General features: G+C 39.5%; 24 protein-coding genes and 1 tRNA gene. 17 read left to right on the forward strand and 8 right to left on the reverse strand.

Features of this window, described 5'->3' with window-relative positions:
• Positions 1 to 28: 28 nt before the first annotated feature.
• From WC753_00740 to WC753_00760, 5 genes are all read right to left on the reverse strand, one after another.
• Positions 29 to 1,756 carry a hypothetical protein gene (locus tag WC753_00740; GenBank protein MFA6079993.1) on the reverse strand — a complete coding sequence of 576 codons (1,728 nt, stop codon included), beginning with the start codon at positions 1,754 to 1,756 and terminating at the stop codon, positions 29 to 31.
• A gap of 107 nt (positions 1,757 to 1,863) precedes the next feature.
• On the reverse strand, positions 1,864 to 3,597 hold the full coding sequence (locus WC753_00745; protein MFA6079994.1) for a hypothetical protein: 1,734 nt from the start codon (positions 3,595 to 3,597) through the stop codon (positions 1,864 to 1,866).
• A 95-nt stretch (positions 3,598 to 3,692) separates the two neighbouring features.
• Entirely contained in the window at positions 3,693 to 5,435 is a 1,743-nt protein-coding gene (locus WC753_00750; protein MFA6079995.1) for a hypothetical protein, read from the reverse strand.
• 47 nt (positions 5,436 to 5,482) lie between these two features.
• Positions 5,483 to 5,863: a hypothetical protein gene (locus tag WC753_00755; GenBank protein MFA6079996.1), complete on the reverse strand. Its 381-nt coding sequence runs from the start codon at positions 5,861 to 5,863 to the stop codon at positions 5,483 to 5,485.
• A gap of 32 nt (positions 5,864 to 5,895) precedes the next feature.
• Positions 5,896 to 6,339 (reverse strand): ribonuclease HI family protein, encoded by a 444-nt coding sequence (locus WC753_00760; GenBank protein ID MFA6079997.1) that lies wholly within the window; start codon positions 6,337 to 6,339, stop codon positions 5,896 to 5,898.
• A 196-nt stretch (positions 6,340 to 6,535) separates the two neighbouring features.
• Between WC753_00760 and WC753_00765 the strand changes: the two genes are divergently transcribed.
• The 8 genes from WC753_00765 (at position 6,536) to WC753_00800 (ending at position 11,885) form a co-directional block, all read left to right on the forward strand.
• Complete coding sequence (locus WC753_00765) at positions 6,536 to 6,907, forward strand: four helix bundle protein (GenBank protein MFA6079998.1); 372 nt, start codon at positions 6,536 to 6,538, stop codon at positions 6,905 to 6,907.
• Between the two features lie 50 nt (positions 6,908 to 6,957).
• The gene (locus tag WC753_00770) at positions 6,958 to 9,084 is read left to right on the forward strand and encodes an HAD-IA family hydrolase (protein ID MFA6079999.1); all 2,127 of its coding nucleotides are present in this window, start codon (positions 6,958 to 6,960) and stop codon (positions 9,082 to 9,084) included.
• Between the two features lie 4 nt (positions 9,085 to 9,088).
• Positions 9,089 to 9,283, forward strand: coding sequence for a GTP-binding protein (locus tag WC753_00775; protein MFA6080000.1), 195 nt, complete (start codon positions 9,089 to 9,091; stop codon positions 9,281 to 9,283).
• A gap of 4 nt (positions 9,284 to 9,287) precedes the next feature.
• Complete coding sequence (locus tag WC753_00780) at positions 9,288 to 9,719, forward strand: 50S ribosomal L9 C-terminal domain-containing protein (protein MFA6080001.1); 432 nt, start codon at positions 9,288 to 9,290, stop codon at positions 9,717 to 9,719.
• An 80-nt stretch (positions 9,720 to 9,799) separates the two neighbouring features.
• The gene (locus WC753_00785) at positions 9,800 to 10,177 is read left to right on the forward strand and encodes a RuvX/YqgF family protein (GenBank protein MFA6080002.1); all 378 of its coding nucleotides are present in this window, start codon (positions 9,800 to 9,802) and stop codon (positions 10,175 to 10,177) included.
• On the forward strand, positions 10,178 to 10,867 hold the full coding sequence (gene uppS / locus WC753_00790; protein ID MFA6080003.1) for a polyprenyl diphosphate synthase: 690 nt from the start codon (positions 10,178 to 10,180) through the stop codon (positions 10,865 to 10,867).
• Positions 10,857 to 11,315: an SsrA-binding protein SmpB gene (gene smpB, locus WC753_00795; GenBank protein MFA6080004.1), complete on the forward strand. Its 459-nt coding sequence runs from the start codon at positions 10,857 to 10,859 to the stop codon at positions 11,313 to 11,315. The genes uppS and smpB overlap by 11 nt, the downstream gene beginning before the upstream one ends.
• Positions 11,316 to 11,354: 39 nt before the next feature.
• Entirely contained in the window at positions 11,355 to 11,885 is a 531-nt protein-coding gene (locus WC753_00800; GenBank protein ID MFA6080005.1) for a hypothetical protein, read from the forward strand.
• Here WC753_00800 and WC753_00805 read toward each other — a convergent pair.
• Both WC753_00805 and WC753_00810 read right to left on the reverse strand, forming a co-directional pair.
• Positions 11,872 to 14,547 (reverse strand): cation-translocating P-type ATPase, encoded by a 2,676-nt coding sequence (locus WC753_00805; GenBank protein ID MFA6080006.1) that lies wholly within the window; start codon positions 14,545 to 14,547, stop codon positions 11,872 to 11,874. The two genes, WC753_00800 and WC753_00805, sit on opposite strands and share 14 nt — an antisense overlap.
• An 80-nt stretch (positions 14,548 to 14,627) precedes the next feature.
• Positions 14,628 to 14,701: transfer RNA gene (locus WC753_00810), tRNA-Arg, on the reverse strand.
• Positions 14,702 to 14,800: 99 nt separating this feature from the next.
• On the opposite strand from WC753_00810, the gene WC753_00815 reads away from it, so the two are divergent.
• From WC753_00815 to topA, 9 genes are all read left to right on the forward strand, one after another.
• Positions 14,801 to 16,270, forward strand: coding sequence for an ATP-binding cassette domain-containing protein (locus WC753_00815; protein ID MFA6080007.1), 1,470 nt, complete (start codon positions 14,801 to 14,803; stop codon positions 16,268 to 16,270).
• A gap of 13 nt (positions 16,271 to 16,283) precedes the next feature.
• Entirely contained in the window at positions 16,284 to 16,754 is a 471-nt protein-coding gene (locus WC753_00820; protein MFA6080008.1) for an HIT domain-containing protein, read from the forward strand.
• A gap of 12 nt (positions 16,755 to 16,766) precedes the next feature.
• Positions 16,767 to 17,483: a DUF4145 domain-containing protein gene (locus WC753_00825; protein ID MFA6080009.1), complete on the forward strand. Its 717-nt coding sequence runs from the start codon at positions 16,767 to 16,769 to the stop codon at positions 17,481 to 17,483.
• Positions 17,484 to 17,506: 23 nt separating this feature from the next.
• Entirely contained in the window at positions 17,507 to 18,346 is an 840-nt protein-coding gene (locus WC753_00830) for a hypothetical protein (GenBank protein MFA6080010.1), read from the forward strand.
• Between the two features lie 9 nt (positions 18,347 to 18,355).
• Complete coding sequence (locus WC753_00835; GenBank protein MFA6080011.1) at positions 18,356 to 18,976, forward strand: NUDIX domain-containing protein; 621 nt, start codon at positions 18,356 to 18,358, stop codon at positions 18,974 to 18,976.
• 34 nt (positions 18,977 to 19,010) lie between these two features.
• Positions 19,011 to 19,364 (forward strand): four helix bundle protein, encoded by a 354-nt coding sequence (locus WC753_00840; GenBank protein MFA6080012.1) that lies wholly within the window; start codon positions 19,011 to 19,013, stop codon positions 19,362 to 19,364.
• Between the two features lie 81 nt (positions 19,365 to 19,445).
• On the forward strand, positions 19,446 to 20,186 hold the full coding sequence (gene sufC, locus WC753_00845) for a Fe-S cluster assembly ATPase SufC (GenBank protein ID MFA6080013.1): 741 nt from the start codon (positions 19,446 to 19,448) through the stop codon (positions 20,184 to 20,186).
• A gap of 71 nt (positions 20,187 to 20,257) precedes the next feature.
• A complete protein-coding gene (locus tag WC753_00850) occupies positions 20,258 to 20,785 on the forward strand; it encodes a hypothetical protein (GenBank protein MFA6080014.1) in 528 nt (175 codons plus the stop codon).
• Positions 20,786 to 20,898: 113 nt separating this feature from the next.
• Positions 20,899 to 23,256 (forward strand): type I DNA topoisomerase, encoded by a 2,358-nt coding sequence (gene topA, locus WC753_00855; protein MFA6080015.1) that lies wholly within the window; start codon positions 20,899 to 20,901, stop codon positions 23,254 to 23,256.
• Here topA and rlmN read toward each other — a convergent pair whose 3' ends face one another.
• Entirely contained in the window at positions 23,257 to 24,336 is a 1,080-nt protein-coding gene (rlmN, locus tag WC753_00860) for a 23S rRNA (adenine(2503)-C(2))-methyltransferase RlmN (protein ID MFA6080016.1), read from the reverse strand. It abuts the gene before it with no gap.
• Between the last annotated feature and the right edge of the window lie 46 nt (positions 24,337 to 24,382).

Raw genomic sequence — 24,382 nt, forward strand, 5'->3', positions numbered from 1 at the left:
ATATACAAAATTTTGAAATACAACAGCATTAGTAGACTATTTTTCGATAACACTCTTCACAAACTACTTTCTCCGGTCGGTTGGGGGCATAGGTGGTCATAATATCTTTTCCACATTCGGAACACGTCCTCTCATAGAGTGTTCTTGGATTCCTTAAATTTAATCGCTCTTTATGTCTCTGGTCTGGATGTTTTTTTGGAATCGGTATTCAGTTCTCAATATAGAATGCGAGTTCTTGTTTAATAATTTTAAACGGCTTTCCAGTAACTTCGCACACAATAGTTCACGCAAGGACAGCATCAATATTCTTTTGGGCTGTTTCAAAACCAATCACTCTCTCATCATGTTGGGTTATCGGAAGAGGATGATAAATAACTCATTCATATTTCTTATCTTCTTCTGTGTGCCAGTTCCACCCTTTTGCTCTCACTTCCTCCTCTGTCATAGGAAAATACTCATTGGCAACTGTTTCATTGTAAGCAAAAGGACTGAGCTCATGAGGGAAAAATTCTCACCATTCCCCTGTTGATTTCATGTGGTCAATTATCTTTCAAGCTAACTGTTCATACTCTTGAACAGAATAGGGAATATTGAGAATACAGTGGTCGTGTTTTTTGAGCCCAGTTGAGAGAAAACAATCATGCGTTCATTTTGTACAATGCATGCAGTACAGTAAATCAGTAGTTTTTTCCCAGCATTCCTGCGTAAAGAGACAATGATAGGCATCATGTCCAATTGTAACACATTCATATGAACGATGCGTCTGATCGCCAAAAGTATAAATATCATAGCAGTCTTTTGACCCATAAAAATCAGCACAATATCTGATATCTTCAGAGTTTTGGACATAGTATGAATAGAAAACGTTCTTCGACTTTACTATCTTATTCCCTACACATCCCTCCGCTTGCAAGTTCATATTTTCTCGATAGATTTGCGATAGAAAAAAGTTATGGATTTTTTTTAGGAGAAAATCTTTATGCCGTTCAAGAGAGAATTCTTGTACACGTTTTGTATATTCTGCTGGCGAAAGCTGCTCATTAAAAAAATAATATTCTTTTGATCGTAGATTGATACATCCAAAACATTTTTTACAATCGGAACAGCCATAGAGAAAGGAAGAATCATGACAATTCGTGCATTCCTGTGAAAATCGAAGTCAAAAACAATCCATGCAATCTACTATTTCATAACAGTATTCACAACTATATGCCCCGAGAAAATCAATACAATTCTTCGATCATTTGAAGCGTTCACCATAGTAGCATTTTTCTGTGTCATCACCACCATAAATCAGATAACAATCTTTTACATTGCTTGCTTGATTTACAAAATTACAATTTTCTTCTTTGAGAATAGACCGTGCGATCTTTGGTACTCGTTTATCGAGAGTGTGGAGCTGAGTAAAGGCGAGAGAATCAAAAGAAAATTTTGCATTATAGGCGGTTGGTGTCCACAGGTCAGACCAATATTTTGGTGGCTGAAATGAAGTATATCATCCCGATTTTGAATATGTTGAAAGCTGTCACTCCTCTGAAGAAAAGTAGAGATGCCGACTATTACGGAAACACATTCTCCTCCTCATCCTCTCATCCGGACAGAGTGTTGGGCTTGGAATACTATATTTCTTCCCAGCAAAAATAGGAGAGATTTTATCATAGAACTCGAGGTCTTTATCCGTCACGATAAATTCCTGTCAGCTAATACGGCATTTTTTCGTTTCTACGATTTTTTCTCCAGGGGGAAGGAAGGACATAAGTATATTTTTAAGATAGAGCTAGAGCAGAAGATAGAGAAAGGATTTTTAGTTCGGCCAACCAATTAAACAAATAAAACCAACAAAACAAAAATAAACCTATCACCCTAGTAAACCAGCCGTCTGTAACACTCTTCGCAGAGTATTTTTTCTGGTCTTTCTGGTGAATAGGCAGTCCAAAATGGTACATGACATTCATCGCACATGCGGTCATAGAGCTCCATCGGAAGCGTATTCTTCATACGAGTTCCGGATCGGATGATAGGATGTCTTGTAGGTATTGGAAGTTGATTTTCGATATAAAATGAGAGTTCTTGGGGTAAAATCTGATATATTTTCTGTGATTCTGAACATTGAATCTTGGCAGCGAGAAGCGCATCGATATGACTCTGAGCTCTGTCATGTCAGACAACACTCTCCGTATATTGAGCGATAGGAAGAATATCATAGGATGGAGCAATGAGTTCCTGTTTTGGTCATTCATACCAGGCATATCCCCTGTCGATGACGGCTTGTTTTTCTTGTGGGAAATGCGTATTTGCAGCACTTTCATTATAGGCGTATGGGGAATCGAGTGTAGGGAAAAACTCTCCCCACTCTCCCGTGGATCGCATATGATCGATGAGCTGTACTGCCAGTGTTTCATATTCATGCTGTGAATACTGAGTATTGAGGATACAGTGTTTTCATTTTTTGAGGGATATACAGCCAAAACAATCGCTTGTCGCCGTAACACAATCCTTACAATAGAGTAAATCGTGACAATCATTGAGACAATTGAGAGAAAAAAGAAGACCATATCCACTCGCGATACCACAAATTTCAAGAGACTTTTCACAAAAGTAACCAAAGCTCGCATCTATACAATCACGCCCATGGACGGTCCCGTATGCATATCTGATTTTTTCGCTCTCACTGGACTCAAAACCGAAGGTAACATGAGCATTGGAAAAAAGAAAATTTCCTGAAACATCTTCATTATTAAAACCTGTAATGTACTTCTTCGGAAATTGTTCACAAAAATGAAGAAAATTACTACGAATTTGTTCGGAATTTGGAAGGTATTGAAGGGCTCAGGAGAGATTTTTCCTATATTCAGATTCAGAAAGTTGTTTATTATTAAAGACAAACTGTGCATTTCTGAGATTACACGATCCAAAACAATTCTTACACCCACTACAATCCTTTAAAAAGTAACACTCTTGGCAATTTTCACAATCCGTACAATAGAAAGAACGATACGATTTAATCGTTCGTACACATTCATAGAGATATTCTGAGTCCGAGACATCGGCGCAATCCATACAGTTTTTACACCGAACGATCAGGAGAGAATAGTAGCAATACTCACATTCGGCAACACGAGTGCAAAGATAACAATTACGATTATTGACAGAGAAATTGGTAAATGTACTGTTTTCCGATTTTGAAACACTCAGAGGCATATGAAGAGTCATCTGATCAAGCTCTCGAAATTGTTCAAAAAATGGTCGAGAAAAATCTATTTTCTTATTATATTCATATGGGCTCCAGCTATCCGACCACCAGGATTCGAGGTTTGCTACTTTATAAGGCGTTCCGGGTCGATACGTACTGATGATTTCTTGTCCCGTAAGTGAGCAAGTACTCTTGTAAAATTGGTCATAGTTCCTCCATGCCATTCGACGGATTTGACGCTCTATAGGAGAAATGGTCGGAGAAGGAATAAGACATTTTTTTCAATCAAATACTGGAGAGAGGACATCATAAAATTCCAAATCCTTATCGGTAATGACAAATTCCTTGTCAGAAATTCGACATTTTTTTGTTTCTACGATTTTTTCTCCAGGAGGAAGGAACATAAATAATTAAATTAAAGCAGAGCAATAGTAACAGTCATAGTCATAGGTAGGAAATATTTTCGGGAACCTATTAAAACCCATTAAACGTATGGAACCTAATAAACTAGCCGCCTATAACACTCTTCACAGACTACTTTTCTCACTGATGGATCATAGGTTGTCTGAGTTTCAATTCCACATTCCGTGCATTTCGTCGTGACAAGTTTTTTGGGATTCATAAAGGCAAATCGATTATCATATCGTACCTGTGGATGCCTGTGTGGAATAGGGAGATTATGCGTGATATAGAATCTGAGTTCTTCTTTGAGGATACGAAATGGTTCACCAGTTACTTCACATTTTATAACGCCACGAAGAAGAGCATCGATATTTTTTTCCGCAACTTCTTTACCGACCGTATCAGGATGATATTGGAGAATATCAAGAGGTGTAACATAGCTTCACTCCCGTTCTTTTTTTGGAATATCGTACCAGTTCCATCCATATTTTTCCACCGTAGTACGATCGAGGGGATATCCATCAGCCCCAACGGTTTCATTGTACCCAAATGGAGAAATGCTGGGATGAAAAAATTCGCCCCATTCCCCTGTCGAACGCATATGATCTATCACACGTGGTACCAGTTCATCGTATTCTTGTTGATTCATGGCGGTGTTAAAAACTGCATGAGCAGCGTGCTTGAGCCCTACACATCCAAAAATATGATTTGAGCTCAGACACCAAGATGAATAATAGGTGTCAGAACAAATGTCACAGCACGAGGTAAAAGCAACACGAGAACCATGACCAGACCCGAGTGACTCGAGCATATGATCAGAATAATATCCATACCCATTCATATCCATACTATCTTTGCAATGCTTGGAAGAATCTGCATATTTTACATTTTCACAATTAAAGACCTCAAACCCAACTGTATTTTTGCAGTCCACCAGATAATCCCCAAGAGAATTTTCACAATTGATATTATGGTGACACCTGACAGGATGAGACCGTTGAAATTTTTGAACACGTGCTAAGATGCTCGGATAATTTTCGTGGGTGATACGAAGCTGTTTGATACGTTCATCGTAGACGGATTTTTCGAGTTTTTCATTAAAAATACAGTACTGTTGCCCCGCGAGATTGGTACATCCAAAACAATTCTGACATCCTATGCAAGACGTGCAAAATTGACACTCACGAGAGTTTGTACAGTCCTGTGAAAAAAATACTCCATAACATTCATTACAGTTCACGCATTCATAACAATGGCTATCTTTTGCCCCAAAATACATCTCTAGACAGTCTTTTGAATCAATAATTCATTTACAAAACATACAATCCTCTAAATTAGCACCATTAAAACACAGATAACAATTTTTTGATGCTATTTTTCCTCCTCCAAACCAGTTTGTATACTCACAATTTTCAGAATCTCCTGTATGATAAAGTGTCATCATCGGTATATCATGCCAGATTTCTTTTATCTGTGAAAAAATAGGACGATCGAAATCTACTTTTCTCCCATAGTCAAAGGCAGTCCAATCATCACCATACCAGAGTTTTGTTTCGCAGATTTTTCTCTCATCCTCAGGATGATACATACTCACCAGAGTTTTGCCAGTAAAGCAAGATTTCCCTTCATAGAGAAAACGCTCATTACGAAATGCCACACGTCGCTGCGTACGTGTGTTTGGGGATAGGGTTGGTGTCGGGATACTGTATTTCATTCCATTAAAAATCGGTGACATCTGATTATAAAATTCGATATCTTTATCAGTGATAGTAAATTCGGTACCGGATAAAAGACATTTTTTGGTTTCAACTACTTTCTCTCAAGGAAGTAAATTATTCATACTTCTGTATTATAATAAGAAATATAAATGAGCAAAGGGAAATAATACTACCTCACGCCTGAAAAAAGTTTATGCCATTTTTCAGGTATTGTGAGTTCCGTTCGCTCTTCATCCTGTACTTTTGCAGCAGATATCTCATCCTCCACAGAATATTCTGGTACCTGAGGCGGTATCAGGACAATCATTTTTTCTCCTGGAAGTGCGACATCTTGGTAGAGTTTTTTGAGGTACGTACGAGCAGCAGCAGTATCGCCCCAACGAGCTCGAAGGGTGATGTCGGCAATCTCCTGTTCATCTTTTGCTATCTCCCGCTGTCTCTGATAGAGGAGGTCCTCTCGTGAAGAATTACGATATCCCACCATCACGAGCTGGATAACCAGAAACGCCAGAGAGAAGAGCATGATGATAAAAATATAACGTTTTGGCATAAGACAGTGTACCTATTATAGTGAAAAAAGAGTTATTCAAAAAAAGAAGATTGCAGGGTCTCGGATTTGTAAGCATATATCGGAAATTCATCATCCATCGCTTGATTTGCGAGATCATCAGCGAGTTTGTTTTTCTCTCGTAGAACCGACGAGAATTGGACTTTTGAGAAGGTCGAGAGAATGTTTTTTATTTTCTTATGAATCACCTTAAGTTCTGCATCTTTGACCTTGTAAATCCCCTGAAGCTGACGAATGACCAACTCACTATCCATAATAAGATGCGCTTCTTTAGCTCCCCTCTTTTGCGCAGCCAGGAGCCCAAGCATCGCTCCGATATATTCTGCTTGATTATTGGTCATTTTCCCGAGGAAAAATTTGCCCGTCTCAATAACTTTTCCAGCATTGGCTACTACAAAAGCACATCCACTGGGTCCAGGATTTCATCGAGAGCCACCATCCGTATTGACTGTGAGCATACACTAAAATAAAAAAGCATAAAGCAGAAAGAAAAAATAAGGAATTTATTATTCTTTCCTAGCGATTATCTCGAGTTCAGAGAGGATTGCAAATAAAATAGTGCCATATTTGACTAGAAAAAATGAAAAAACCGTTATACTGGCAAGGAGTTTATAGAGACAGATGTTAGAGTTAGATAGGCTACTATTCTTTTTTATGCAATCCTTCAAAGATCTGGTCGTGTGGCAAAAATCACGAATTCTTGTAAAAGAAATATATATCTTGATAGGGCAGTTCCCAAAAGAGGAACGCTATGGTCTTGTTGATCAAATCAAGCGTTCAGCTGTATCAATACCAAGCAATATTGCTGAGTGATGTGCTCGAGATACAGACAAGGAGCAATTTAGATTCTTCTCTATCGCAAGATGATCATGTGCAGAACTTGAAACACAGATTCTTATAGCACAAGACCTCTGATTTCTCTCTCCGGATAATTGAGAAATTACATGAAAAATAGAAGAAGTAGGAAAGATGCTCTCCTGACTCCTGCGTCTTAAACGAAGTCAAATAAACTCTCCATCCATCTAACTCTATCTTTCCTCTAAAACCTAACTCTACCCTCTATCTCTCCCACATTTATGCACTACACCTCTTCCGACCTCCGTCAAAAATATCTCGATTTTTTCAAGTCAAAAAATCATGCCATTATTCCATCTGCACCACTCGTGCCAGAAAACGATGCCTCTGTCCTCTTTAATACTGCAGGGATGCAACCATTGGTTCCCTACCTCTTGGGCGAAAAACATCCGATGGGAACGCGCCTCACTGATGCCCAAAAATGTGTCCGAACGGGCGATATCGATGATGTCGGAGATGATTCACATTGTACATTTTTTGAGATGCTCGGGAACTGGTCTCTCGGTGACTATTTCAAGAAAGAATCTATTGCCTTTTCATGGGAATTTCTCACCGACCTCGATTGGCTCGGACTGGATCCAAAGATGATTTCTGTGACAGTATTTGAGGGGGATGAAAACGCTCCACGTGATGAAGAAAGTGCGGATATTTGGGCAGGGCTTGGTATGCCTCGAGAACGAATTGCCTATCTCCCAGCGGAAGATAACTGGTGGGCAGTAGGACCGACTGGACCTTGCGGACCAGATACCGAGATATTTTATTGGGTAGGCACTGGCGAGCCACAAGGAAACAAAGGGACCAATCCGGATGACTGGATGGAAATCTGGAATAATGTGTTTATGCAGTTCAATCGAAAGAAAGTAGAAAAAACTCTCTTACTCGATGGCGTATTTTGTCTTATCAATGAAGACTTTTCTCTCAACGAAGAAGTCTATACTCTCGCAAAGATGCTTTGATTAAGAACAATCATTGTCACAAATGCTCCTCTTGAAAAATTGATGCCAATTGTCGAACAGACAGGATTTGAATATGTGACGTACGAGCACAATCCAGAGAAAACTGATCCAGAATATTATCGTAAACTCCTTGTAGATAAAAATCTAAAAGCTTCTGAATGTGTCTATGTAGAAAACAGAGAAGTTCATGTAAAAGTTGCAGAGGGCTTAGGTATACCTACTATTCACTACACAAAACCAAGTGATATCAAAAAGGTAGAATCTTTCCTCTATTCTCTCGAACCCCTCCCCGCTCAAAATGTCGACACCGGTATGGGTCTTGAGCGTACTCTCGCTGTCATTAATAACAAAAAAAGTGTTTATGAAACTGACCTTTTTGAGAATACTCTCGAGCATATCAAAAGAATCGTCGGAGAAGTAAATTATGTCGAGCGAGGAGCAAGAATCATTGCTGATCACCTCCGAACAGCAGTCCATATGATTGCAGACGGAGTGAAACCAAGCAATACAGATCGTGGCTATGTCCTCCGCCGACTGCTCCGTCGAGCTATCCGCGAAGCACACAAGATGGGACACGAGGATGCCTGTCTCGCACAAGTGGCTCGCGACTTTATCCGTCTCTATGAAAATGTGTATGCATCTGTAAAAAATAATGAAGCTGTGATTATCGATGAAATCAGTATGGAGGAGGCGAAATTTCAAAAGACAATCAAAAACGGTTTTCGGGAACTTTCAAAACTCCAATCTATCGATGGGAAAGAAGCATTCTGACTTTTTGAAACCTACGGTCTCCCATTTGAAATGATTCGTGATGAAATTATTGAAAATGGTGGAAGTCTTGCAACAAATTTTGAAACTGACTTCGATGCAGCTATGACCGCTCATCAAGACCTCTCACGAACTGCCTCAGCTGGTATGTTTAAATGAGGACTCGCGGATCATAGCGAGATAACCGTTCAGCTCCATACAGCTTGTCATCTGATGCTCGCTGGTCTCCGAAAAGTCCTCGGTCCTCATATCATGCAAGCTGGTTCAAATATCACACCAGAGCGATTGCGTTTTGACTTCACGCATCCAGAAAAGATGACACCAGAGCAAATCGCAGCGGTTGAGGAATTCGTCAACAACGCTCTGAAATCTCACATCACAGTAACCATGAATGAAGAACCAAAAGAAAGTGCGAAAGCTCGCTGAGTCCTCGGAGCTTTTTGGGAGAAATATCCTGACACCGTGAAAGTCTACACGATGGTCGGCGATGATGGAATAGTCTACAGCGAAGAACTCTGTGGCGGGCCTCATATCGGGGAATCCTCAACGATGGGAACATTTAAAATCCAAAAAGAAGAAGCATCTTCTGCGGGAGTGAGACGAATAAAAGCAGTTTTGCAGTAAAACTATGAATACTCCTCGCCATCATAATCTCTGAATATTTGTTCATATTGATGCTGGTAAAACTACCATAACAGAAACAATGTGGAAAATCGGACAGCAAATGACAGAGGAACAGGAAGAAGAAAGAAAGCGAGAGCCAAAATGATTAACTGTCTGAGATAGGATTGCAACAAAACTTATTGAACAACTCTTAAAATAATACTATGACTACATCTGGAAAAATCACCGTCGAAATAATCCACACCACTGCCAATATAGGCAAGCAGGGAGAGATAAAGGAAGTATCTCTAACCTATGCCCAAAATAAGCTCTTTCCTGAGGGAATTGCAAAAGAATACAAACCGCAACCATCCAAGGATGAAAAAAGAGCCAAGATCTATGTAAATCGATTTGAGATCACAAAACGACTGCATGAAAAGACACTTATCGTCCACATGACACATGAACAGGGAAAACTCTCAGAAGCCATTAATCAAGATTGGGTGGTAGCAAAAATTCGTGAGAAATTTCATATCGCTCTCCTCCCTGAGACGATTCGTCTCGATGAAAAGACGATTAAGAAAGCGGGAAAATATACCATTCATCTCGACCTCGCACCCGATGCGTACGCACAAATGGTGTTGGAGTTGCATTAAGAAATTCAAGGCATAGGCTAAGACGAAGGAACAGGAAAGAATTAAACCAAACAAACAAAACTAATTAAACCAATTAAACTATGTATCTCGGCATCGACTATTGAACCCATAATATCTGAGTAGCCATCGCAGTAGTGGGTATTGCTATTCCTCATGGTGTTTTTGAACACGAAGAATTTTTTGAGATGCTTCCTGAACTGGTGGAGAAAAAGAAAGTGAAAACAATCGTTATCGGAGAGGCAATCGGCTATGATGCTTATGGGAAACAAAAAAAGAGATTTGAAAAAGCCATTGAACGAATAAGAAAAACAGTACCAGGAATTGAGATTGTGGTGCAGGATGAAGACCTTACCACATTTGAAGCTCAGGAATCGCTCGGGAAACTGGGATCAGAAGATCACCTTGACGATATCGCTGCGAGCATTATACTCCAGCGGTTTATAGATAACCACTTTTAGATGAAGATATCACTGTCATTTGTTCTCGATGGAAATCGTCGTTGGGCCAAAGAAAAATGAAAAAATACACTTTTCTGACATACTGCATGAGTAAAAAAGGTACAAGAAGTTATGCAATGGCTCAATCATAGCCAAGAGGTCGATGAGTGCGTTTTTTGGTGCCTTTCTCGAGCAAATCTTGGTCGAGAGATCGAAGAACTCAAAGGACTCTTTTTTCTCTTAAAACATTATTTAAAAAGATTTAAAAAGGAACTTATAGACAATAAAACCGCCTTTTTAGCTATTGGTGAGATTTATTTACTCCCAAAAGATATCCAAAAACAAATCGCAGAACTGGAAGATGCAACACGACAATTTATGTCTCATCGTCGTCTCGGATTATGATTGGCTTATGATCGTGACTATGATCTGATCCGTGCCACACATGCAGTCATCAAAAAATATCCCGATATCACTGACCCAAAAGAGATAGAGAGTCATCTCGGAGAATGTGGATATGCTAAAAATATGCGAAATCCGACGGTCCTCGTCCGCACTGGAGCAAAAAAATGAAACCGAACGAGCGGAGCATTTATGGGGCGAGAAACTGAAATTCATTTCACGGAAACATTGTGGCCAGATTTTTCTTTGGATTCACTCAAAAAACTCATAGAATGAGTGAAGAAAAAAGAACACACATATGGACTCTAAGTCAACTCACATATCTATCGTAAACCGCAAAGCTCTTCATGACTATGAACTTATCGAGGAGCATGAGGCAGGTATAGAGCTCTTTGGCTGGGAAGTAAAGAGTATTCGTCAGGGATCTTGCCAGCTCAAAGGTGCCCATATTCTCATCCGTTCTGGAGAAGTCAAAATCGTTGGCATGCATGTGAGCCCTTACAAATTTAGTGTTGATAGCGATGTATGAGTCAAACGAGAAAGAAAACTTTTTCTCAAAAAAAGTACTATCCTCCGTCTCGAGCAAAAAACTGGGGAACAAGGTATGACGCTGATACCAGCCAGAATTTATACCAAATGAAACCTGATAAAAGTCTCTGTCGCTCTCGGAAAAGGAAAAAAACAATATGATAAACGCGAGGTCATAAAAAAACGAGATATGCAACGAGCAGTAGCAATAGAAATTCACGGAAAATAAACTTCCACCTTTCTTCTCTCTTCTCTCTTCTTTTTTATTTTGAATATCATATCTCCTTCTCATCCGCTTATACATGCTTTTTTACTCCAAAAATGAGCATTGAAAGATGTAAAAAACATTATCGTAGAAACAGATGCTGATGCCATAAAATTCAAAACCTATCTGGATGCATTATCGAATACAGAACATACTAAAAAACCAAAAGAATACCAAGTGATATCAGGATACAATGATGTTCTTCGAACGATTCATTTTGAGGAAACAATAGGTATCTATTCGTCCCAAACAGCGCTCGATCCTCCTACTAACACCGATGCAAAGAAGACGTGAATTCTCGTCTTAGAACAAGATACGCTTCTTTCCGAAAAGGAACTCATCGGTTGGCTCACGGACAATGGTTATGAAGCGAAGAAATCGACAGATATCAATACGTACCTGCGACAAGGAGATACTATCAGCATTCACACTCTTCAGGGTCATCTACAGATAAGTTTTTTTAGTGAAAAAGTTGAAACTATCTATCTCGATACTCGGCCTATTCGAAAGTACACCTTAATTAGCTTACTGTAGTTTTTTTGAGAGTTATTTTAGCAAATTCTCAGAGAATATATCCGAGAATAGGGAGGATAACCATATACCCAAAATGAGCTATCGTGAGTGAAGAAAATGATACAAATCAAAAGCGTGCACCGAGAGGCGACATAAGAAGTCCAAAGTGAAGAATCACTGAGAGAGCAACCGCTCATACGAGCCATCGATTTACCCTGAGATCAAAAGCACCAAGACGACCACATCCGAGAGAACGTAACATCTGATATAGTACAGAAGTGGTGACAGCAAGCGTCTGAGCGAGCATGAGATTTTCTTTGTAAAATAAGAGAAAAATACTTCCTACTACGAAAGTACCAATAATACCTGAGATGACGATAAATCATTTTATACCAGCCAGCAGACTTTCATCAACTGGTTTTCTCTGCATCACATCTTGTTCTGTATCCTGTGTTGAGAGTGCAAGAGCGGGGAAACTATCAGTCACGAGATTGATCCATAGAATCTGTATCGCAAGAAATGGAACAATCAGGGCATCGTGAAAGAATATGACTGCAAGAGCGACGAGAAAAACCTCATAAAAATTACAGGCCAGCAAGTATTTTATAAATTTTTTCGTATTATCATATACCCGTCTCCCCTCTTCAACTCATGCAACAATGGAAGCAAAATTATCATCGAGTAAGACCATGTCAGATGCATCACGTGCGACATCAGTTCAGCGAATACCCATAGCAATTCCGATATCAGATTGTTTGAGTGCAAGGGCATCATTGACACCATCTCCCGTCATTGCCACGATATGTCATTGTGCCTTGAGGAGACGAATGATACGGAGCTTATCTTGAGGAGCAATACGTGAAAATATACTGATAGATTTCAGTTTTTCAGAGAGCTCTTCATCAGTCATATCGGCAAGTTTTGTAGCATCGAGAGTTTCTCCTGCAAGCCCAATCATATTCCCTACTGCACCAGCTGTAAGCTCAGAATCACCTGTGATCATAATCACACGTATTCATGCTGTCTGGCATATCGCAATAGCTGGAGCCACCTCAGGACGTGGAGGATCCATCATGGCAGTAAATCCGACAAAGACTAAGCCCGATTCCGATTCCTCCAGAGTGATCTTCTTTGTTCATTCTTCTTTGTTCATTCTTCATTCTTCATTTTGTACTTTGTCTTTTGTCTTTTGTATTCATGAGAGGTCTCGATATGCCATCGCCAGTACCCGCTTACCACCTCTAGCATACTGCGCAAAAATGTCATACAGTTCTTTTTTTCTTTCTTCTGTAAGAGAAACAATTTCTCAATTCAAAAGTTCCGAAGTGACCAATTCCATAATTCGTTCTGGTGCTCATTTTACATATGAACGCAAAAATGTACCATGATCTCGAATAATAGACATACGCTTTCGTTCACTATCAAATGGGAATTCTAAAAGAGAGGGGTATCGTGATTCTATCTCAGATTTCCTACACTGCAGAGATTCAGCAAATTGAAGAAGTCCAATCTCTGTCGGATCACCGAAGAGCTGTTCTTTTCCTGATGAATCTTTTCCATATCCTGCCTTATTGCACCCCACAGATATCTCAAGTAATATTTTCTCACCCTCTTCATCGTGTCACTCATCACTCGTCACACGTCACTTTCAATTTGTGTAAATATCAACAACCTGCATTTCAGATTTTGTCAGCGTACCTGTTTTATCAGTACAAATAACCGTCACACGTCACAGTGTTTCTGAGGAAGGCAGTTTGCGCACGAGGACATTTTTTTTGACAAGACGTTTCGTCGCAAGTGCAAGTCATAAGGCAACTACTGCTGGGAGTCATTCGGGAATAGCTGAGACAGCGAGACTGACCGCTACTAATAGAGAATGACTTATATTCCCACCTGAAAACACGAGAATAGCGACAATAATAAGACAGAGAATGACAATAAAAATAGCAATCTTACGGGAGAATTCTTCGAGTTTACGAGAAAATGGGTTGGCCTCATCGACGATTTGCCCGACCATCCCAGAAATATGTCCGAGTTCTGTATTGGCACCAGTTGCGACCACAACAGCCCGACCAGATCCAGCCGCAACAGCTGTCCCCTGATACACCATATTGACCCTATCAGAAAGAGGTGTATTTTCAGTGATAATATTTTTCGTTTTTTCCTGGGCGACACTTTCACCCGTAAGAATCGCTTGATTGATACGAAGTCATGCAGATTCTATGATACGAGCATCCGCCACTATTCTCTCTCCTTCATCGAGGAGGAGGATATCTCCTGGCACAACATCAGATGCTGAGATAACCTGGAGAAATCAATCACGCATAACTCGTGCCTGCGGCGTCAAGAGTGAACGAAGATGTTCGAGTGTTTTTTCTGTTTTAAATTCTTGAGCTACACCAATAAGGGTATTAATGACGACGATAATAAGGATAACAGTGGCATCGATATAGGATTTTTCGAGAAGAGCTGAAAACACAGCGGCGGCAATCAATACCCACACGAGCGTTGATTTTAGCTGCTCACCTATCATCGCAAAGATGCTTCTTCGTTTGGGTTGTGGGAGTCTATTATATCCAACATGTTTTAATATATCACTCGCTTGCTGCCCCGTAAGTCATTGCGGTGAAACTGAAAATGCAGCAAGTGTTTCTTCTATCGGAAGAGAATGAAAATTCATCATACTCTGATAGTACCTTATTTTTGTTTTAAAAGCAAGACAATAAGCTATTTTGTACTTTGTATTCTGTATTTTGTATTTTTTGGTGCCCCGAACAGGAATCGGACCTGTATTTGCTCGTTAGGAGTGAGCTGTTCTTCCATTAAACTATCGGGGCGTTTCGCTAGAAGCCAGTATATTCAATGACTCAAAGTTGCAAGGTTGATTTTATAGGTTTTTCTCTATACTGCCGATATATTATTTCCTGTGTTTTATTATGGCCGCTGAAAAAGGTAATGTCATCGTCAGTTTCGACAACGTCTGTTTCTCATTTAATGATAAGAAAAAAATCATCCTCGAATGTGCTGATTTTACTGTGCGTGAAAATACCAAGATCACGATTATGGGACAAAATGGCGCTGGTAAGTCCACGATTTTTAAGCTCCTGATGCGAGAGCTGAAGCCAGAATCAGGGCAAGTGAATATCGTCGCATGAAATAAAATCGCGATTGCCAGGCAAGTGCTTCCTCGAGACCAACTTCATCTGACTCTTGAAGAATATTTTGCAACTGCTTTCCCAACGAAAGAAAAACATCTTGATAAAAAAATCGAAGAAGTGATGGACGCTGTCAATCTCACTGTGAGCACAAAGAAACAGCTCAAAGATCTCTCTGGTGGACAACAAGCTCGTGTCCTCCTCGCCTATGCCCTCATCCAAAAACCAGATATCCTCCTCCTCGACGAGCCAACCAATAATCTCGATGCCGATGGTATCGGACATCTTCTCAGTTTCCTATTAAGCTATGAAAAAACAGTGATTGTGATTAGTCACGATGCAGACTTTTTGAATGTCTTCACCGACGGAGTCCTCTATCTCAATGTCCAGAAACATCAGGTCGAGCAATACTGGGGCGACTACTATACCGTTATGGAGGATATACAAACTCAGATCGAGCGAGAACGGATGCAAAATGCTCGAATGGAAAAGGAGATTCAAGAGAAAAAAGACAAAATTAACTTCTTCGCAAATAAAGGAGGTAAGATGCGCAAACTCGCGAGCAAGATGCGAGACGATGTCGAGGAAGCAGAAGATAATACTGTCATCGTCCGAAAAGATGATAAAACCATTCAAAAATTTCATATTGATTATGGGAATTTTATCGGACCGATTATCACCATCTCAAAAATCACCCTGATGAATCGTGAACACGAAATAGTCGCTCACGATATGGAACTCGTTATCACAAAATGAGAACGCTATATTCTCACGGGGCCAAATGGTATCGGTAAATCGACGCTCCTCAAGAAACTCGTCAATAAAACTGACCCCTATGCTGTGATTACTGAAGGCGTAAACATCGGTTATTACAGTCAAGATTTCGAAGCACTTGATATGGAACAAACGGTCTGGGAATCACTCCAATCTGTTACTGATGTTATCACTGACCAGGAGACATTTCGAGTCGCATCACAGTTTCTCCTCACAAGTGATCTCCTCAAAAATAAAGTCTATTCTCTTTCCGAATGACAAAAGGGTCTCCTCTGTTATGCACGATTTATCATCCAAAAACCCGATCTCCTTATCCTCGATGAACCAACGAATCATATTAATTTTCGACATATTCCAGTGATTGCAGCATCTCTGAATACCTACGAGTGAGCCCTGATTATGGTCAGTCATGATGAAGGATTTGTACAGGCAATTGAAGATGTCCGAGAGATTGACCTCAAGCGGCTTATTAAATAAGTAATTTATTTCTATGGTAAAAATAGGAACACGCGCTGACTACCACAAAATTCTCAATGGTAGATCATGTCTCGGCAAAGAAGATTGCCCATTTTGTGATACAGAAAATATGAAAGAAGATATTATTTGGGAAGGTAAGAACTGGATTCTCCTTTACAATAAATATCCCTATACTGGTAATGATCGCCATATTGTCGCCATTCCTCGAGAGCACAAGACATTGAGTAGTGAACTCTCACCCGAAGAATTTACCGAACTCCACGACGTGCACACTCGTGTCAAAGGATTTTTCTGAGAAGAAAATTATTTCTCATTCACTCGTGAAACTTTTTCAAATACTCGAAGCGTTGAGCATTATCATATTCACTTTCTTGCAGGAATCATACAAGGCAAATATCTCAGAAAAATGCTCGAAAATCAGGGGTTTCCTGTCAAAGAAGACAAGCTGGAGATGAAAGTTGTAATTAGGGAAGGGGGAGTATAATTGTTTGTAATTATGCCCACTGATTTTAAAATATATTGCAACAAATGTAAAAATGAAAACAATCATAAAATTCTACGAGAAATAGAAGAAAGTTGATGGAATGATAATGTTGGTCAACACAAGGAAGTGTGGCAAATAAATAAATGTTTAGGCTGCGGAAGTAACAGTTTCAGATATAGTGGGTGGTGTGAGGAAGATCGCGATCCTGAAACATGAGATATTAAAGAGGATATAGAAATTTATCCCGACAGAGAGTTTTTGAAAATAGATATTAAAAATTATTACCGAACTCCTGCTACTATTAGAGCGCTCTGCAAAGAGACAATATGTGCATATAACAAGGATTTGTTTTTTCTTTGTGCAGCTTGATTAAGGGCAATTATAGAGGCCATTTGTACTGAAAAGAATATTCTAAGTGGCCCTGCCAAAGACCAGAAAACTGGAGAGCTCAAAAAACGAAAAAATCTAGAAGGCAGAATTAATGAATTAGCAAAGGTGGGTCTTTTAACAAATAAACAAGCAAATATTTTACATCAACAGAGATTTCTCGGAAATGATGCTTTACATGAATTCATACCAAGCTCATCAGAAACTCTAAAAATTGCAATTGAGATTGTTGATTATATATTGTATACTCTCTATGAAATAGTTGAAAAAGAAGAAACACTTGAAGCGTGGAGAGAATTAGATAAAAGAAAAGGATTAAAGCATAAACACTATACTAAATAACTTATTTTTATAAAATTCATTCTATGAAACCAACCATCGAAGAGCTTGAAAAAAATTATAATTCAATGAGAGACGACCAAATTCTAGGACTACTAGAGGAAGAAGGGATGAGACCTGAAGCGATAAAGATATTAAAAGATATAGTTAAAAAAAGATGACTCAAATATGAGAGCACTCCTACTAAACATCATGCACAGAAAAGTCTTAAAAAACAAGAAGAAACCCCAAAAAAAAATAAAACAATTATACGGAGAATTATAGAATGAATCTTAATAATAGGAGGAGTCATTCTAGCATTAGTATTATATGGAATTGCTGGTATGGCAGGAGATATAGTGGGGAAAAAATCCAATCAAGTAGACCTCTCAGAAGAAATGACTACATATGGGCTCCAATTAGGACAACTTAAAGAAAAATACTGAAATTCAGAAAATTCAATGAAAGATTTCTCGCAAGAAATAAAAAATATAAAGCAAGAAGGGGAACTAATAAAAGAAAGATTAGGAGCCGAAAAGTGGCAAGAAGAAATAGCATGAATGAAAATTTCATGGGAATATGCAACTTTATTAAAAAGAGATGCTATGATTTCTTTAGCAAACATACAGGAGGGTATTCCATATAAAATAATTAATTCTCAAGAATTAACAGATTTGGAAGAAAAAATGAAAAAACTCATAAAAAATAATTTTGAGAAAGTTCAGAAACAAAAACAATCAGAAGAAATTTCAATACAAAATATGATTGAAAAATGAGAGATTAACATTAAGGAAATTGATAAAAAATGATTAATAAAATCTGCTCAAGAGGCATTTACAAATTCATCTAAAAAAGATATTGAATTATATAATACTCTATTTAATTAACTTTTATATATGGCCAAAGAAGATATCATGATCGTGACCGTGCCAAATACGGCACTCTTCCCTACTGGTGCTCACCACGAGGGTTTTATTCCTCACGCTGAGCATGACTTACGTCGGGTTATCCTCGATAATTTTAGCTACACTCGTAGAGGAGATGCTGAAGTAGATTTTACGATGAAACAACCTATTTCCTACGCTGTTATCAGAAATACTGAATGAAAAGTATTTGCCTATCAGCGCGGCAGCAAACGAGAAGGATTTCACGAGACGCGTCTTGCTGGGAAGTGGGCATGTGGTATTGGTGGACATATCGAGGCAGAAGATGAAGAAACTGGGGATATCCTCGCAGATTCTCTCCGTCGTGAACTTGAGGAAGAGATCACACTCCACGGAAATATTCTCTCTATCGAACCAATCGGATATATCAACAGTGAAAAGGATGAAGTCAGCAAAGTCCATATCGGTGTCCTCTATGTGATCACAACTGACTCAAAAACTGCAGAAGGAAGCGAGGAAGTCGTGAATGAAGGTTTTTATACTTCTGACGAACTCAGAGAAATGATGGCAAATCCAGAGACAACATGGGAAGAGTGGACAAGAATCGCTTTACGAGCGATTCAAAGTAGTTAGTAGATAGTAACTAGTAGTTAGTAATTACTCGCTTATGGCCCACGATTTTCAAAAACTTACCGTTTGGAAGCTTGCTTTTGAGCTTAACAAAGATATATATTTGATAACCAAGAACTTTCCGAAAGAAGAAATATTTGGACTCACAAGTCAGATAAGGAGAGCAGCCATCTCAATACCAGCAAATATTTCCGAATGAGCTGGCAGAAAAACACCAAAAGATTTTTATCATTTTCTTTCAATCGCGCAAGGTTCCTGCAATGAAGTTCTCACAATGATTCTCTTGGCTGAAGATATTTGATATATTGATAATGAAACTGTTATAAATTTAATAAAAAAATGTGACGAAATTGGTAAAATGATTACCTGACTTCAAAAAACACTCAATTAACTCGCATCAATCTAACTACTAACTACGTGTTATCCGTCCCCCGTCTAACTACTACCTACTAACGACTAATTACTACTCACTATGCTTATAATATCGGATTTACATGCCCAGGTCGCTGAAACAGAAATTCTCAAATGAATTACGCTCACTATAGAAAAAGGTAAAAATACCTGTATTCTCGGGAAAAATGGCTCTGGAAAATCTTCTCTTGCGAGTGTTATTATGGGGAATCCTCTCTACGAAGTTACCGATGGCACTATCATGCTTGATGGAGATGATCTCCTGGCGATGTCACCGGAAGAACGTTCACTTCGAGGCATTTTTCTCTCTTTTCAAAATATCACAGAAATAAAAGGCATTAAAGTCAGTGAGTACCTCAGAACTATTTATAATCTCCATCTCCCAAGGATTGCACCTGGCACAGCTCCGCTCTCCCCCATGCTCTTTAGTCGTTTTATAAAACCTATTCTCATAACCTGTGATATTCCTGAATCATTTCTCGAACGTGATCTGAATGTATGATTTAGCGGAGGAGAAAAGAGGAAACTGGAAGTATTGCAGCTCAAACTGATAGCACCAACCTATATTATCCTCGATGAAATAGATAGTGGTTTGGATCTCGATGCCTTCCAACTGGTCGCAAAAATGCTCTCCGAATGTGCGAGTCCAGAGCGAAGTATTATTATTATCACACATTATTTTGAGATTCTTGAAAGTATTCCTGTAGACCAAGTGATTGTGATGCGTGATGGAAAGATAGAGCGCTCTGGAGGACAAAAACTCGCTACAGAAATACGGCGAAAAGGTTTTAATGAGAAATAAGATGAGTGTCAAGAGCAATGCCTCTCTCAAAGATTTGCACTCACAAAAAAACTCTGATAGGATACTGATATATGAAAAACTCCTACCAATCCCAACGCGAAGAAACCATTATCGCTCAAAAAAACAGTGCGAAGAAAACGCTTATCACAACCTATAAACTCCCAAAAAGTACGAAGTACATAGGATGTATCGATTTAACCGATGTGAAAACACGAGAATTTATCATCCAATGACTCGTCGATATCGGAGTAAGTGTTTTTGTTATAGGAAAAACATCTGTGGAGAGTGATTATATCCGTGTTGTAAAAGATTTTTCTGATACGCTTCTTTCTGGATGTGACTTTCTTGTCTCTGATACACAAACAAACCCCGCTCGAATTACAGCATGTATTCTCGCTGGTATCGTCCCAATAGTCCCAAAAAATACACCATTTAAAAATATGTTTTCTCAGTTTAACCCGATGGAATTTACGGGGAATAGTTATATCTACGAAGGTGGTCAATATCAAATCTTTGCAAGTACTGTGGCACTACTCGAAAATATGAAGTTCCCTGCTGATCGTGAGATTCTCCTCAAAAATGTCGTGAAGACGCTGTAAATTTAGACATAAAAGACCAAAAATCAGCAAATAAGTTTCATCTATAAAAAATAATAGAGAGACTTGTCAACTGATTTTTTTTGCTCCGTTCATTTTTTTTCTACACTGAAAGCATGACAAAAAACCTCGTAATAGTCGAGTCTCCTGCCAAAGCAAAGACCATAGAAAAGTATCTCGGAGCGGATTTTACCGTCAAAGCATCTGTCGGACACATCCGAGATCTCGAGAAAAAGAAGATGGGAATCGATATAGAAAATGGATTTATCCCCACCTATATCGTCGACGAGGATAAGAAAAAAATCGTTTCGGATCTCAAAAAACTCGCAAAATCTGCAGAGAATATCTGGATAGCTACCGATGAAGACCGTGAATGAGAAGCTATTGGTTGGCACCTCTGTGAGGCGATTGGCCTCGACACGAAAACGACGAAACGAATCGTGTTTCATGAAATCACCAAAAAAGCGATAGAACATGCGATACAAAATCCGCGCACGATTGATCAGAATCTCGTCGACGCACAACAGGCACGGCGTATTCTCGATCGTATCGTAGGATTTGAAGTCTCCCCTATTCTCTGGAGAAAAGTACCAAGCGGAACGACACTCTCAGCAGGACGCGTACAATCAGTCGCCATGCGTCTCGTGGTCGATCGTGAAAAAGAAATCGAAGCATTTATACCGACAGAATCTTGGAAAGTAAAAGTACAACTTGAAAAAAAACTGATTGCGGAACTCGTAAAAGTAAAAGGCAAGACACCAGGATTTAAAACACAAAAACAGATTGAAGATTTCCTCAAAAATTTCGGAGAAGGAATAGAGGTAAAGCTCTGAGAAAAGGAAAAAACACTTATTGCTACACTGAAACAGAAATATCCATTTGTCCTCGAAGAAGTCGATACCAATGAGACATTTCGATTACCAGGAGCACCATTTACGACTTCCACACTCCAGCAAGAAGCGAGTCGAAAAATGGGATTCTCTGTGAAGCAGACGATGACAACAGCTCAGATGCTTTATCAAAATGGACATATATCCTATATGCGTACTGACTCTGTGAATCTCTCTGCTGAAGCAATGGCTGATTGCAAAGAATATATCAATAAAAATTACGGCAAAGAATATAGTATGGTGGAGGGGCGAAAATATACGACCAAAATGGCTAATGCACAAGAAGCACACGAAGCAATCCGTCCAACCCATATGGAAAATGATCCCAACACAATAAAACTCGATTGAAATGATCTCCGCCTCTACAAGCTCATCTGGGAGCGAACCGTCGCAAGCCAAATGCAAGCAGCAAAAATAGAAACAACCACCTATAATTTTTGCCCTAGCTCCCCTGACAAGGGGGGTGTCGAAGGCGGGGGGTTAGGCATTGATTCAAAATGGCAAACAAAATGACAAGTAATTCTTTTTGACGGTTTTATGAAGGTCTATACCGAAGGAAAAGACGATGAGGATGAGGAGGAAGGAGAAGTCACACTCCCAGCTATCAAAAAATGAACCACTCTCGAATCTGAAGTTTTCACAGGAAATCAAGTCTTCTCTCGACCTCCTGGACGCTATACCGAAGCCACACTCGTCAAAAAACTCGAGTCTGAAGGTATCGGTCGACCATCCACCTACGCGCCAACGATTACAACAGTTATGGACCGAGGATATGTCGAGAAAAAACAAAAATATCTCTTCCCCACTTCCCTTGCACGTCTTGTTAGTGAATATCTGGAAAAGAATTTCGCAGATATGATGGACTATAAATTCACGGCGAATGTAGAAGAAGAATTCGATAAAGTCTCCCGTGGAGAGATCCAATGGCAGAAAATGCTCAAAAGTTTTTACAAAGATTTTCATCCTCAAGTTGAAAGCGCAGGTGATTCAGAGAGAGTTACTGGTGAGAGAATCCTCGGAAACCATCCAAAAACTGGTGAACCGATGTCAGTTCGTATGGGACGATTTGGTCCCTTTGTACAAATAGGCGAAAAAACGGAAGATAAAAAACCTACTTTTGCGAGCATCCCTGCTGGTATGGATATGGAAACAATTACTATGGAACAAGCACTCGAAATATCATCACTTCCAAGAGTTCTCGGAATCCACGAAGGACAAGAAGTGAAAGCAAGTATTGGAAAATTTGGCCCATATGTCGTCCGTGAAAAAACATTTGTTTCTATTCCAAAAGATGCCCCCTACACAGCATATACCATAACACTGGAAGAAGCTCTTGGACTCATCGCAGCAAAACAATCAGGTACCAGCAATGTCATTATGGAATTTGGTGATATCCAGGTCTTACGAGGAAAATTTGGTCCTTATATGAAACAAGGGAAAGATAATTTTCCACTTCCAAAAAAATACAAAGATGACCCGAATGCGCTCGATGAGGCAACTTGTAATGAAATAATTATGAAAAAAATATGAGAAAGTGCACCTGTGGTAGAAAAACCAAAGAAAAAAGTTGGGAAGAAAAAATAATTACCCTCCTATCCTCTTCCCCTGAACATCAGAAGTCTTTTTTCCGTCGACTTTGAGAGCGAGTTGTCCACAGGCAGCATCGATATCATCGCCCATAGTATGACGTACCGTGGAAGGAATTCAGTATTCTTCGAGAACACGTTGAAATTTCTTGATAATCAGTGTGGATGTCGGCTGCATATCATCGCCCATAATCCCCTCGCCAGCGTTGTAGGGGATAAAGTTCACATGTCCGAGCCGCCCCTTCATCAGTTCCGCGAGTTCATGAGCGTACTGAGGTTTATCGGTCACTCATTTGATCATGATATATTCATAGAAGATACGTTTATTCGTCACAGCCACATATTCATCGAGCGTTTTCATGAGTTCATCGAGTGGATAGGTAGTATCCACAGGCATTATGGCTCGACGCGCTTCATCATTTGGAGCGTGCAGAGAGATTGCGAGACTAATCTGCGGATGATCGACCATCAGCTTTTTAATTCATGGAACAATTCAGCAAGTTGAAATAGTGATACGTCGTTCTGAGAAATTGAGACACTTCGGACCACAAAATATCTCCAATGCTTTTTTGACTTCTGGATAATTGAGAAATGGTTCGCCCATTCCCATAAAGACAATATTGCGGACTTGAATACCTTCTTTTTTGAGAAGATGAATAGCAATCATCACCTGTTCGACGATTTCCCCTACTGTGAGATTGCGGAGTAAGCCAAGCTTTCCTGTCGCACAAAAACTACACGCCATCGGACAACCTACCTGGCAGGAGATACAGACGGTAGTACGGCCAGAGAGATGCCGCATAATCACAGATTCTATATGATGACCATCATACGTGTCGAGAAGAAGTTTGGTTGTCTGACCATTTGAGGAAGTTGCCACATGACTGAGAGTGAGAATATGTTGGGTAAATTCTGCCTGCATCGCCTCACGAAGCTTCTGAGAAATCGTCGTGCACGATGAAATATCCTCTACGAGGTCCTTATAGAGAGAATGCTGAATTTGTGTCAGACGAAAAAGTTTCTCTCCCTGTTCAATGAGAAATTTGGTAAGTGCAGCTGTATCGTAGATAGAATGCATGAGGGCATGATACGAAAGTAACAGATTTTGCAAGGAGAGACAGAAA

The organism is Candidatus Gracilibacteria bacterium (assembly GCA_041660965.1).
Taxonomy (GTDB): domain Bacteria; phylum Patescibacteriota; class Gracilibacteria; order BD1-5; family JAGOOR01; genus JAGOOR01.